Origin of the sequence: Nostoc sp. (genome assembly GCF_036917515.1) — a bacterium.
Taxonomy (GTDB): domain Bacteria; phylum Cyanobacteriota; class Cyanobacteriia; order Cyanobacteriales; family Nostocaceae; genus Nostoc.
Window position 1 is genome coordinate 1 of record NZ_JBALDE010000169.1, and the last position, 12,415, is coordinate 12,415.

At 42.3% G+C, this 12,415-nt stretch carries 12 protein-coding genes; 10 read left to right on the plus strand and 2 right to left on the minus strand.

Annotated elements, in window-relative coordinates:
- Window positions 1-410 precede the first annotated feature (410 nt).
- Window positions 411-608 carry an NblA/ycf18 family protein gene (locus V7K89_RS21695; RefSeq protein WP_335190769.1) on the minus strand — a complete coding sequence of 66 codons (198 nt, stop codon included), beginning with the start codon at window positions 606-608 and terminating at the stop codon, window positions 411-413.
- A 266-nt stretch (window positions 609-874) separates the two neighbouring features.
- Between V7K89_RS21695 and V7K89_RS21700 the strand changes: the two genes are divergently transcribed.
- Together V7K89_RS21700 and V7K89_RS21705 are read left to right on the plus strand one after the other, a co-directional pair.
- Window positions 875-1,657: a peroxiredoxin-like family protein gene (locus V7K89_RS21700; protein ID WP_335190771.1), complete on the plus strand. Its 783-nt coding sequence runs from the start codon at window positions 875-877 to the stop codon at window positions 1,655-1,657.
- 407 nt (window positions 1,658-2,064) lie between these two features.
- A complete protein-coding gene (locus tag V7K89_RS21705) occupies window positions 2,065-2,469 on the plus strand; it encodes a response regulator (protein ID WP_442941732.1) in 405 nt (134 codons plus the stop codon).
- 6 nt (window positions 2,470-2,475) lie between these two features.
- Here V7K89_RS21705 and V7K89_RS21710 read toward each other — a convergent pair whose 3' ends face one another.
- Window positions 2,476-2,868, minus strand: coding sequence for a DUF6335 family protein (locus V7K89_RS21710; protein WP_335190775.1), 393 nt, complete (start codon window positions 2,866-2,868; stop codon window positions 2,476-2,478).
- Between the two features lie 487 nt (window positions 2,869-3,355).
- Between V7K89_RS21710 and V7K89_RS21715 the strand changes: the two genes are divergently transcribed.
- The 8 genes from V7K89_RS21715 to V7K89_RS21750 all read left to right on the plus strand — a co-directional run bounded on the left by V7K89_RS21715 (window position 3,356) and on the right by V7K89_RS21750 (window position 12,152).
- Complete coding sequence (locus V7K89_RS21715; protein WP_335190777.1) at window positions 3,356-4,447, plus strand: DJ-1/PfpI/YhbO family deglycase/protease; 1,092 nt, start codon at window positions 3,356-3,358, stop codon at window positions 4,445-4,447.
- Between the two features lie 220 nt (window positions 4,448-4,667).
- A complete protein-coding gene (locus tag V7K89_RS21720; RefSeq protein ID WP_335190779.1) occupies window positions 4,668-5,366 on the plus strand; it encodes an SRPBCC family protein in 699 nt (232 codons plus the stop codon).
- Window positions 5,367-5,626: 260 nt separating this feature from the next.
- Window positions 5,627-6,016 (plus strand): hypothetical protein, encoded by a 390-nt coding sequence (locus V7K89_RS21725; RefSeq protein ID WP_335190781.1) that lies wholly within the window; start codon window positions 5,627-5,629, stop codon window positions 6,014-6,016.
- Window positions 6,017-6,195: 179 nt separating this feature from the next.
- Window positions 6,196-7,365: a zinc-dependent alcohol dehydrogenase gene (locus V7K89_RS21730; RefSeq protein WP_335190783.1), complete on the plus strand. Its 1,170-nt coding sequence runs from the start codon at window positions 6,196-6,198 to the stop codon at window positions 7,363-7,365.
- A 94-nt stretch (window positions 7,366-7,459) separates the two neighbouring features.
- The gene (locus V7K89_RS21735) at window positions 7,460-7,801 is read left to right on the plus strand and encodes a cupin domain-containing protein (protein WP_335190785.1); all 342 of its coding nucleotides are present in this window, start codon (window positions 7,460-7,462) and stop codon (window positions 7,799-7,801) included.
- A gap of 547 nt (window positions 7,802-8,348) precedes the next feature.
- Window positions 8,349-8,972, plus strand: a complete 624-nt coding sequence (locus V7K89_RS21740; RefSeq protein ID WP_335190787.1) for a (2Fe-2S)-binding protein — start codon at window positions 8,349-8,351, stop codon at window positions 8,970-8,972.
- The gene (locus V7K89_RS21745) at window positions 8,959-9,942 is read left to right on the plus strand and encodes an FAD binding domain-containing protein (protein ID WP_335190790.1); all 984 of its coding nucleotides are present in this window, start codon (window positions 8,959-8,961) and stop codon (window positions 9,940-9,942) included. Before V7K89_RS21740 ends, V7K89_RS21745 begins: the two co-directional genes overlap by 14 nt.
- A complete protein-coding gene (locus V7K89_RS21750) occupies window positions 9,939-12,152 on the plus strand; it encodes a xanthine dehydrogenase family protein molybdopterin-binding subunit (RefSeq protein WP_335190792.1) in 2,214 nt (737 codons plus the stop codon). Before V7K89_RS21745 ends, V7K89_RS21750 begins: the two co-directional genes overlap by 4 nt.
- The last annotated feature ends 263 nt before the right edge of the window (window positions 12,153-12,415 follow it).

Sequence of the window (12,415 nt, forward strand, 5' to 3'; positions counted from 1 at the left end):
CTTTTTCCATTTTTTCTAATCTCCGTAGACTTACAGTATGGACAATGCACAGTATGAACCCTCTCCTCATCCCTTTATTATGCAACACCCAAAAAATAAAATTAGCAATAAATAGAATAATAATTAATTAAAACATGGGAGAGAGGAGCAGCTATTGGCTACTCCTCTCTCCTACAAGTTCTAGTAAATTCAACTTAGATTCAAATTTTTGGGTGCTTGAAGTACCTTAAGTTTGGGCAATAGGGAATTGGTTAACTCGAATGAGTAGCGATACTTACGACAACTTCGTTCAGCGATCACTACCAAACTACTGGTATATTCCAGCACTTTTTTCGCTCTCAGCGACACACCGTTTTTACCAATATTTCTTTGTCGCTGCTAAATTCAAAACATTTACTTGCTTGGATGCTTTAGTTCCAAATTGAGTCTGAATCCAGTTCCAACTGATGTTTGAGCAATTCTTGGTAAGTGTTTTCCCGAATTATCATCTGCTTATAGAGCATAAGCAAAAACTCTTGAGCTTGTTCACGAGACATCTGCTGCACTTGGTCAGCAAAAGCTCTAAGGCTAAATTCTTGTTCTAAAGATAATGTAATGGGTTGATTCATCGCAGTGTCTAATCGCCCAACTAGGCGAAAACTAAAGGGTCAATGTTGGCAATCTTGAGAAGAAGCGTTCATACTTAGCTGCCGTTAGCAGTAATAGACTTATCAAGCAACCTACTGGGTATTCCCTTACTTAGCGGTGTCAAACCTAAATATGAACTTCTGCTAACTAGTATAACAAAATATTTACAAAACTGGGATAATGGCATATTAATGCTTTAGTACATCCTGTGTCACTGATATCCCAAATATCCGAGTAATCATTTGTCATGAATCCTTACACTATCCTTAATCAGACCGGACTTCAGCGTGTTAGTGATGGCATGACCCGACCCCTACTAGAAAATTGCGAGACTGCCTCATATATCCTTTTTTTAGTCTGGCCTCAACTTGGGGATTTTGATAGTCTTGAATATGCGTGGTGGTTACAGCGCGAAGCTAAAAAATTGTCAGATGAAAAACTCGCTATTCGTGCAGTCGGAATTGGTAATCGCGCCTCTGGAACAAGATTCTGTGAATATACAGGATTTCCACCGGAAAATTTATTTGTTGAACCTAATGGAGAACTACATCACCAACTCAAACTTTATTCAGGTCTCAATCTTCCTCTGGCTGGACTTTCTCCTGCTCAGAAAGCTTGGCTAAATCTAGTGTTAATGTGTGCAGGGTTTGGAAGTCCTGGAACGCTAAGAGAAGTTTTTCGGGGATACAAAGGAGATCATCAAGCCCCTCAACTCATTGAAGATGATGAAATTATTCAGGGTACTCCTCTACCTGCTTTTAAAGGCTCGTTTTTCCAATTAGCTGGCGGAAGTGGGTTTCAACGTCCCTTTGAATTAGCTACTCTACGGCTACGGAATATGGTGGAAGTTCTCAGCAATTGGCATACTTATGTACCTAATTCTGCTTACTTAACTCAGCGTGGTGGAACTTTTCTGTTTAATACCAAAGGCCAGTTACTTTACGAACATCGAGATCCAGGAATTCTGGGCTTTGCTGCTAATATGAGTCAGCCCCTATCATTTTTATCCATGCTCGAAACAGATAGCTGAGATCGCTCCTGACTTTTGAATTCTGAATTATCCTGAAAATCAAGATAAGTGAGGGTCTTTTAATGAGGCTTGAATTTCATTTGTGCGAAGTGGTCTTCCAGTAGGAAAATAGATGAAGCAGTAGTGACCATCAAGCTATATGTTTGAAATTATGGTGTTTAATCATTTCTTGTTAAAAGAGCCTGCTTCGGTATCTCATCAACACTCCGAGCACATCAATCTACTTTTGTAAATCTAAAATCTGCTCTAAAGCAAGCTCTAATGGGTATAAAAGTCATAATAATTCGTAATTGATAATGATGCTTGCGGACTCGCTAACCTAATTCGTAGTTGTAATCACTGCTTGCTCTGTAACCTATTAATTACGAATTATGAATACAGCAAGTAAGGATAAAATGTCATTTATTATGCAAACTTCTGGAACTCTTACTGGTTTAGATATCTTGGTAGTTGAGGATGATGATGATACTCGTTTTTTTATCACTACTGTCTTGGAAATGGATGGAGCAACAGTTATAGCAGTGATATCAGCAGCAGATGCACACAATGTATTATCCGAATTGCAACCCGATGTTTTAATTAGTGATATCGGGTTGCCTGGGGAGGACGGCTATACTTTCATCTCTAAATTCCGTGCGCTTAAACTAAATAATTGTGGACGAATCCCAGCTATTGCTTTAACAGCCTTTGCTGATAGTGAGGCACGGATACGAGCCTTGGAAGCTGGCTTTGACACTCATGTATCTAAACCGATCGCTCCAGAAGAACTAATTGAGATAGTGGCTAATTTGGTTGCTTCGTGTCATTGGTAATTATTCTCATCGGTCTTGATAATCTTCAGAAGACTTTGGATCTAACTCCCAGCGATCGCCATCACGATCCTCTAAAATATCGTTGGTATGCAGAAACTCAGAATCAGCCATTTCTAACCCCACTGCTGCTTCTAAATCCTCAGTTACATTTTGGTCGGGAGTAGAAGTACTACCACCAACAGCTTCATCCCCAACTGCATCTGCATCTTGCCAATAGGCATCGACATCTCCACCAGTCAGTTTCGGACTAGTTTCTGTATACTCGTCCCTTTCGTTCTGCATAGAGCGTCCGCCAATATTGTATCCCGGCAAGTCTTTTACACCAGTACCGTAGGATTCAGTAATCTCTTGTGGCAAATCATTACTTTTAATTTTGTCATTATGATTTTTTTCTGCCATGATACTAGCCTTTTTCTGCATTCTTACAATAACGTTTTCTTGTCACCAATTTGTCTAACTAGAGGTGTATAGCTGATAAAATAATCTATCCCCTGAGAACGACGCTAAACTAGCGATCGCGCCATAAGATTGTAGCTATGAATTCATGGTCAAGGAACTTGTAGTTGAAGTTATGAGTTAGAAATTATTCAACCTGAAATTATTCATTAGTGAATTTCTAACTCATAACTATTTTCTGCTAGACAAAAATAGTTAGCTCAAAATAAATTTTTAAGTTTAGCATTTTAACTTGGCATTTATAATTTTTATTTATTAAAATGCTAATCAATAAAATACTCAAAAATTATCTGAGTAACGGAGGCAGATCATGAGGATAAGTAATTCAAAATTGTTTATTCAGTAAAAACTTTGGCTATTTAACTGTCTTCATCGATAAATATTGTTGTAACTAGCTAAAGACTAGAGAAATAAAAAAGTAACACCATTTATGACTGAACATAACAATCATCCAGGTAAGAAAAAAGTAGCTATCCTTATTGAACAAGCAGTAGAGGATGCAGAATTTACAGTTCCATATAATGGATTCAAACAAGCAGGAATGGAGGTAGTAGTCCTTGGTTCCCGAACGAATGAAAAATATAAGGGTAAACTCGGCAAAGTTAGTATAGAAGCTGATGGTACGACAACAGAAGCGATCGCAGCTGAATTTGATGCAGTAGTGATTCCCGGTGGTATGGCTCCCGACAAAATGCGACGCAACCCCAACACAGTACGTTTCGTACAAGAGGCTATCCAACAAGGAAAATTAGTCGCTGCCGTTTGTCACGGACCACAAGTTTTGATTGAAGGCGACTTGCTTAAAGGTAAACAAACCACTGGGTTTAGTGCTATTGCCAAGGATATAACTAACGCCGGCGCAAATTATTTAAATGAGCCGTTGGTAGTTGACGGGAATTTGATTACATCTCGCGAACCTGGAGACTTGGCAATTTTCACCACAGCTATTTTGAACCGTTTAGGCTACGGTGGCAAAGATGCTGCATTGCCAAATGAAAAAGATACAACTGCTGAATGGTGGAAACTGGCTGATGCTTGGGGTGGTTCAACTAAGGGTGATATTAGCAAAGGTTTGAATACTGCTCTTGCTGGTGAACGTTATTCACTCGAAGCATTTGAGAAGTACTTTGAAAAAGTATCAGATAGCGAAATTAAATCACTTTTTCAAAAAATCATTGCTAATAAACAACGCCACATCGAAAAACTAGAAACCTATCTTCAGCGTTTGGGTGAGAAACCCTCTTTAGCATCAAATATTGCCAATCAGTATGCCAAGGTAAAAACTGCCTTAACAGGAAGTGATGACATATATCAGTTACGTTCTGCTTTGGGAGATGTGCAAACGGGTATTGGCGACATTGGTAATCTGTTGGCGATGTTCACCGATCCAGTAGCAACTGCTATTTTCAAAGGAATTTACCAGGATTTATCAAAATCCGAACAGCAATTAGTAGAGTTATATCGGGCGCGGATAACCACTCAGGTTCAGCCTCCTAAGCCGACTACAGGGGCAGCTATATAAATGTAACCAATCGCAGAGGTGCATACTCCGACGATAGAGAAGTAACCTATGCGTAGCTTCTTGTCAGTATTTGCGTCTTGGTTATTTTATAAGATATCTGGTGAAAAAGAATGTGTAGAGACGTGACAGTGTTACGTCTCCACAGGAATTCTGGATAACGCATATTTAATTTGTGGAGTTATCTGGAGTTATCTACTGTATGTAATGGAGAAATAAAAAAGTGACTTCGACATCAGGCGATAAATCTACTACCAGTCAAGGTGAAGCTAGTGAAACAGAACGTTGGGCATCTCTCATCGGTGGCGGTGCTATGGTGTTGCTGGGTTTAAAACAAGGTTCTTTGCGGGGAGTGCTAACAGCCTTGGCTGGTGGTGGTTTGATTTATCAAGGTGCAACTAAACAAAGCACAATCCAGCAAGCACAGGAAGCAGTAGGGATAAACCAACCCATCAAAATTGAAAAGACGGTAACAATTAATAAATCGGCAGAAGAATTGTATCGTTTTTGGCACAACTTTGAAAATTTGCCCACATTTATGAAGCACCTCAAATCTGTAAGGGTGTTTAATGAAAAACGTTCTCATTGGATAGCCAATGCACCCTTGGGTAACAGTGTGGAATGGGATGCAGAAATTCTCGAAGATCGGCAAAATGAATTTATTTCTTGGGCTTCTGTAGAAGGTGCAGATGTTGATAATTCTGGCTTTGTCCGCTTTAAAAAAGCACCAGGCGATCGCGGCACAGAAGTAAAGATTGTCTTGGAGTATAACCCACCAGGTGGAGCATTGGGAGCTACTGTAGCTAAACTTTTCGGTGAAGAACCAGAACAGCAAATTGGTGATGAATTGCACCGCTTCAAGATGCTAATGGAAGCAGGCGAAATTGCCACTACTGAAGGTCAACCAAGTGGACACAAGTAGTTTTTGCCTAATGGCTGAAAATGGGAAAAAGTTTGCCAAATCCAAAGTGATTAACTTCTTCGTAGTTAATCCTGGCGAAGCGTTGAAACAGATGACTGGTGGATAAGCCTGATGCTTGCATCAATGCTGTTGGTACAGAAGCCCATCACATTTTTCAACAAAAAAAAGGATAACTCATCAAAGTTATTCTTCAATTTGAATGGTGAAAAGTCATTCAGTCTTTTGAGTTGTACACCCAACATAATGGAATTGAGGTTTTTATGAATCGAGTAATTTCATGGCTGCGAAATATCCGCATTTCCCAAATTCTTGTAGTTTTCCTCGTAGGATTTATGTTCTTACTGGGTCAGGCTTTTAGCTACACTAACATAGCACTGGCTGATGTTAATACTCCAGAAGGCATTTATTACCAAGGAGCACCAAATGAGCAGGGTGAAATTAGAAACGATACCCAAATAGAAAATACTCAAAACTCCCAAAATCCAATAAAAAGCGCTGTTGATAATATCCGCGAAAAGTTAAACTTGGATGAAAAACCTCCTGAAGCGACAAGAGAGTTTTTTGATCCTACTACAAACAAAGCCGAAGATAAAACTTCATCATTTAGTAAAAGTAGAGAAGGTTCTTATCGTACTCCTTCTAGCAACTAACGAAAGAGATAGTAGCTAGAAAGTTAGCAAATTTTGAGTCGAGATTGTTGACTTATACATTGTTGAATAACTTTTTAGCACTTACTGAGACGCGATAGTTATCGCGTCTCAAAATCAAGAGAAATTTAGTATTCCTCTTGATATGAATGAGTTAGAAATTATAAAAGGAATAATTAATTATGAAAGCAGTTTGCTGGCATGGAGCAAACGATGTGCGGGTAGAAACAGTTCCTGACCCCAAAATTATTAACCCGCGTGATGCCATTATTAAAATTACTTCCACAGCAATTTGTGGGTCTGATTTGCATATTTACAATGGCTACATTCCCTCAATGGAAAAGGGTGACATCCTTGGCCATGAATTCATGGGGGAAGTAGTAGAACTTGGAAGTGCAGTAAAAAATGTGAATGTAGGCGATCGCGTGGTTGTTCCCTTCACTATCTCCTGCGGTAACTGCTTTTTCTGCAATCGCGATTTATGGTCGTTGTGCGATAACTCTAACCCCAATAGTTGGTTAGTAGAAAAGCAAATGGGCTATTCTCCGTCAGGTCTATTTGGCTACTCTCATTTATTTGGTGGTTATGCTGGTGGTCAAGCAGAGTATGCACGAGTGCCCTTTGCTGATGTCGGCTTGTTCAAAATCCCCAATGGTTTAACGGATGAGCAAGTACTATTTTTAACAGATATTTTCCCCACAGGCTATATGGCAGCTGAAAACTGTAACATCCAACCTGGTGATATTGTCGCCGTTTGGGGTTGTGGCCCTGTGGGACAATTCGCCATCAGAAGTGCATATATGCTAGGTGCAGAACGTGTAATCGCCTTTGACCGCATTCCTGAACGTCTGCAAATGGCTAAAGAATACGGCAAAGCTGAAGTTCTTAACTACGAAGAAGTAGATGTAGGCGAAGCACTCAAAGAAATGACTGGCGGTCGTGGCCCTGATGCTTGCATTGATGCAGTGGGAATGGAGGCACACGGCACAGATTTTATGGCGATGTATGACCAGGTAAAGCAAGCAGTACGTTTAGAAACAGACCGTCCGACGGCATTACGACAAGTAATTGTATCTTGTCGCAAAGGTGGTCATGTATCAATTCCGGGTGTATATGGTGGCTTTGTAGATAAAGTGCCGATGGGTGCTGCGATGAACAAAGGTCTAACCTTGAAAATGGGACAAACACATGTCCACAAGTATTTAAAACCTTTGCTAGAACATATCCAAAACGGTGATATCGATCCAACATTTATCATCACCCACAGTTTACCTCTAGAACAAGCGCCTCACGGCTACGAAATTTTTAAGGACAAGAAAGATAACTGCATCAAAATTGTACTCAAACCCTAATGGGGAGTGGGGAGCAGAGGGGCAGAGGATAATAATCAATGCCCAATGCCCCATTCCCCATGCTCAAAGTTAAAACTATAAAGAGGCAAAAAATATGTCTGATAAAACCGTTAGTAAAGTAGACTCTAGTCATTCCCCTAAAGGCCAACTGGGTCAAAAATATCTTGCATCTGGCAAAAGCATTTCCATGCGTTTGTGGGAAAATGAACAACCGAACGAACCTAAAGAGCCAACAGCACGGGAATATGAAACTGTTGGTTATGTAATCAATGGTCGTGCAGAATTACATATTGAAGGGCAAACGATTTTACTAGAACCTGGGAGTTCTTGGATAGTACCAAAAGGAGCTAGCCACAGTTATAAAATTCTAGAAACATTCACTGCTGTTGAAGCAACGAGTCCACCAGCTCAAGTCCACGGGCGAGATGAAAACTGATTTGTAGTTATCTAGAATTTGGCGATCGCAAAAAACTTATAGCCGCTTTCAATGGTATAGAATATAAAGCGTTCGTAGGGGAACAATATTCCTGTTCTCCTTTTTGCTGTATTTTGCAGCTTATCAGTCATTGCAATAAATTTTTTGCAGACTTACTTAGTGGTAGCAAGTCTACAATACTGTTACAGAGAAGCAAACTACGCGTCTTGTTTACATTTGTGTGACGTTATTGCAGTCTTTCCTAAAGAAGTTAAGACCACAAAATAAAGCCTATTTAGTGTGGTATCTTATTGCTTATTCATCTGGCAGTCGAACTTCAATTCATGGCTTTTTTCTGACGAGTGACGCTTTAATTGTGTTTTGATAATTTCTAGATAATACTTATAACATAAATCTTTTGATAAAGAGACATAACAAGATGAAATTTATTCTATTAACTAATGTGTTTTTAATCAAAATACTTGTAAAAAAGTATGATTTTCTATCAGAATAAGTATAGAGAATAACTCAATATTATTATTCAACAAAAATAGAATGGAGTCAACTAATGAGGTTTGTCCTAAGACGTCGCAAGTTGGGTCAATTGATGGTCTTTAGCACAGTAGCGGCTACGATCGGTAATTTTGTAAAGAAAAGTGTAGCACAAACTCAAGTTAAAAAAACTACTCCAATGCAGGCAACTTCAATATCTGAAATTGTGAAGGTGACGCTGCAAGTGAACGGAACAGCACATAGTTTGCAGATTGAACCGCGTGTTACCTTACTCGATGCACTTCGAGAATATATAGGACTAATTGGTACCAAAAAAGGTTGCGATCACGGACAGTGTGGTGCTTGTACAGTGCTGGTTGATGGGCAGCGGATTAATTCCTGCCTGACATTTGCAATTATGCACACCGACGCAAAAATCACAACTATTGAAGGGCTGGAGCAAGGAAACAATTTGCACCCAATGCAAACTGCGTTTGTTGCCCATGATGCGTTTCAGTGCGGCTACTGCACGCCAGGACAGATTTGTTCGGCAGTGGGTTTGGTGAACGAAGGACACGCTAAGTCAGATACCGACATTCGTGAACTGATGAGCGGCAATATCTGCCGTTGCGGTGCTTATCCAAATATCGTGGCTGCTGTCCGCGATGTCTTAGAGGGAAAAAAAGATGCAGCCGTTTAACTATAAAAAAGCAGGACAAACGGAGAATGCGGTGGCGTTGGTTACTCCAGATGCCCAAGCCTCGTACTTAGCTGGTGGTACTAGCCTCATCGATCTGATGAAGCTGGATGTACAAACCCCAAAACAGTTAGTTGACATTAACCCACTACCGTTAACTAAGATAGAAATGCAGGGTAATGGTGTGCGGATTGGAGCAATGGCAAGCAATAGCGACGTTGCTTATCATCCGATAATTCAGGAGCGTTACCCGGTGCTGTCAGAGGCGTTGTTGTCTGGGGCATCACCGCAACTGCGGAATATGGCGACAGTGGGCGGAAATTTGCTGCAACGTACCCGGTGCTACTACTTCCGCGACACTTCGATGCCCTGTAACAAGCGAGTTCCAGGTTCAGGTTGTCCAGCAATCGAGGGTTACAATCGCATCCACGCAATTCTTGGCGGTAGCGATCGCTGTATTGCCACTCATCCTTCTGATATGGCTGTGGCAATGGTGGCACTCGATGCAGTTGTGCAGACACGTGGGCCGAAGGGAGAGCGTAGTATTCCCCTCGTCGATTTTCATCTCGTACCAGGCAATACGCCGGAACGGGAAACAGTTCTGCAACATGGAGAGTTAATCGTTGCGGTTAATTTGCCTGCTTCAAACTTTACTAGGCGATCGCACTATTTAAAAGTCCGCGATCGCGCCTCCTATGCCTTTGCGATGGCATCGGTTGCGACGGCATTAGATGTTCAAAATGGCATCATTCGCGCTGCCTGCATAGCCTTGGGTGGAGTAGGAACAAAGCCCTGGCGTGCTTACGAAGCTGAAAAAGTACTTTTGAATAAGCCCGCAAACCAGGCAACATTTCAAGCAGCAGCATCCGCAGCTGTAGCTGGCGCTAAACCTCAAAAATACAACGGGTTTAAGGTCGAACTCGCTAAACGCACAATTGTTAAGGCACTCTTGACGGTAGGGGAGATGGCATGAATACAGGGGATACAAATACAGTTCTTGGCAAACCGCTCAACCGAGTCGATGGACACCTGAAGGTGACGGGTGGCGCACGCTATGCGGCAGAGTTTCCGGTCGCAAAGATGACTTATGGGGTGACAATTCAAAGCACGATCGCCAAAGGTAAGATTGCCAAAATCGATACAAAGGCGGCGGAACAAGTACCCGGTGTATTAGCAGTAATTACCCACTTGAACGCACCCAAGGCTTCTGGAGAAAAGGGCGGCGGTCGCAAGCTGCAAGTGCTACAAGATAACGTTGTCCTGTATAGCGGTCAGCACATTGGTATCGTCGTTGCCGATACCTTTGAACGAGCGATGTATGCTGCCTCGCTGGTGCAAGTTCGCTATGATGAAGAGAAACCGACGATCAATATGCGAGAGAATCTCGCTAAAGCATATTTTCCTAAAGGTAAAATCCCCAGAGAAGAGTCGCCCGATTCAGCTCACGGTAATGTCAATCAGGGACTAGCGGCTGCTGCTGTGCGCGTCGAGCAAACTTATACTACACCGATTGAAAATCACAATCCGATGGAGCCTCATGCCACAACAGCAGTTTGGCAAGGCGATCAACTGCTTCTGTATGATGCAACTCAGGGAATCTTTTCGGCTCAACAAAAAGTTGCGGGGGTATTAGGAATTGAGCCAGAGAAAGTCCGCGTTATGTCTTACTTTGTTGGCGGTGGCTTCGGTTGTAAAGGGTCGGCTTGGTCGCATGTGCCAATAGCTGCGATGGCAGCACGACAGGTTAAGCGTCCAGTGAAGTTAGTTTTAGGACGCATACAAATGTATGGGCCTGTCGGCTTCCGACCAGAGACAATTCAACAGGTTTCTCTAGGTGCAACCCGCGACGGAAAATTGACTGCTTTGCGACATGGTGGCATTTCCCAAACTTCAACTTTCGATGAATTTATCGAACCAGTTGGTAAAAGCGCCCGCATGATTTACGCTAGCCCGAATATCGAAACCAGCCACCGTCTGGTGCAGATCGATGAGGGTACACCAACCTTTATGCGTGCGCCTGGAGAAGCTTCTGGGTCGTTCGCCTTAGAATCAGCAATGGACGAACTAGCTTATGCGCTCAATATCGACCCAGTGGAGCTGCGTCTACGTAACCATGCTGATGTTGATCCCAGTAAAGGACTGCCTTGGTCAAGCAAGTCACTTATACAATGCTATAGATTAGGAGCAGAAAAGTTTGGCTGGCAGAAGCGCAATCCCAAGCCTCGTTCGATGCGAGACGGCAATTATTTGATTGGTTGGGGTATGGCGACAGCAACTTATCCTACCAACCGTTCCCCAGCATCAGCGATCGCTCGAATTATGGCAGACGGTACAGCCGTTGTCCAAAGCGGTTCCCAAGATATTGGCACGGGAACTTATACTATCATGACTCAAGTCGCAGCTGAGGCACTTGGTCTACCAGTTGACAAAGTTCGCTTTGAACTAGGCGATACTAAGATGCCAGAAACTCCCGTTTCCGGTGGTTCACAAACTGCCGCCAGTGTCAGTTCGTCTGTGCATTTAGCCGGAAATCAAGCTCGCAGTCAGCTTTTACAACTAGCACTTGCCGATCAAAAATCGCCGCTTTATAGTTCAAACGCTGAGGATGTGATTGCCGAAAATGGCAGCTTTTTCTTAAAAAATAAATCCTCTGCAACCGAAACATATCAGGCAATCTTGGCACGGCATGGAATGAAAATGATCGAAGCGCGTGCCGATGCCAAACTGGGAGAGGAACAAGAGAAGTTCTCAAAGCACGCATTTGGAGCGCAGTTTGCGGAAGTGCGCGTTGAACCTGATTTGGGTGAAGTACGAATATCACGCTGGGTGGGAACTTTTGGCGTTGGACGCATCCTCAATGCTAAAACAGCCAATAGTCAACTGATCGGTGGGATTATTTATGGTATTGGTATGGCATTAATGGAACATACGGTCATAGACCCGAATCTAGGACGCGTTGTCAACCATGACTTAGCTGAATATCACGTACCAGTCAACGCAGACGTTCCTGATATTCAGGTCTTGTTTGTCGATGAACACGATCCACATATTAACCCGCTTGGTGTTAAGGGAATTGGTGAAATTGGGATTACCGGAACTGCGGCAGCGATCGCTAACGCTGTCTATCATGCCACAGGTAAGCGCGTCCGCGATTTGCCAATTACATTAGACAAGCTGCTATAGATATTGCGCTCGCCGAAACGATGAAAGCTCAATCATCCGATTGGCGATCGCTAATTTGCAAACTCAATTAAGTTGATTAACTTGCGATCGCCGAAACGATGAAAGCTCAATCATCCGATTGGCGATCGCCTGTGTTTAAACTCAATTAAGGTTTTCTTAAAAAGATTGCGGCGTTGCATAAGTGCGGGATGAATCAGGTTAACACGGGTATTTTCCCGTACTTCAAGTAATGAAGTAATAATCGAATTGAATACTTCAGCATA

What these genes read in the sequence shown, in the direction of transcription:
- V7K89_RS21695 (WP_335190769.1), bottom strand. Translation starts at nt 608, where the DNA reads ATGAATCAACCCATTACATTATCTTTAGAACAAGAATTTAGCCTTAGA.
- V7K89_RS21700 (WP_335190771.1), top strand. Translation starts at nt 875, where the DNA reads ATGAATCCTTACACTATCCTTAATCAGACCGGACTTCAGCGTGTTAGT.
- V7K89_RS21705 (WP_442941732.1), top strand. Translation starts at nt 2,065, where the DNA reads ATGCAAACTTCTGGAACTCTTACTGGTTTAGATATCTTGGTAGTTGAG.
- V7K89_RS21710 (WP_335190775.1), bottom strand. Translation starts at nt 2,868, where the DNA reads ATGGCAGAAAAAAATCATAATGACAAAATTAAAAGTAATGATTTGCCA.
- V7K89_RS21715 (WP_335190777.1), top strand. Translation starts at nt 3,356, where the DNA reads ATGACTGAACATAACAATCATCCAGGTAAGAAAAAAGTAGCTATCCTT.
- V7K89_RS21725 (WP_335190781.1), top strand. Translation starts at nt 5,627, where the DNA reads ATGAATCGAGTAATTTCATGGCTGCGAAATATCCGCATTTCCCAAATT.
- V7K89_RS21730 (WP_335190783.1), top strand. Translation starts at nt 6,196, where the DNA reads ATGAAAGCAGTTTGCTGGCATGGAGCAAACGATGTGCGGGTAGAAACA.
- V7K89_RS21735 (WP_335190785.1), top strand. Translation starts at nt 7,460, where the DNA reads ATGTCTGATAAAACCGTTAGTAAAGTAGACTCTAGTCATTCCCCTAAA.
- V7K89_RS21740 (WP_335190787.1), top strand. Translation starts at nt 8,349, where the DNA reads ATGAGGTTTGTCCTAAGACGTCGCAAGTTGGGTCAATTGATGGTCTTT.
- V7K89_RS21745 (WP_335190790.1), top strand. Translation starts at nt 8,959, where the DNA reads ATGCAGCCGTTTAACTATAAAAAAGCAGGACAAACGGAGAATGCGGTG.
- V7K89_RS21750 (WP_335190792.1), top strand. Translation starts at nt 9,939, where the DNA reads ATGAATACAGGGGATACAAATACAGTTCTTGGCAAACCGCTCAACCGA.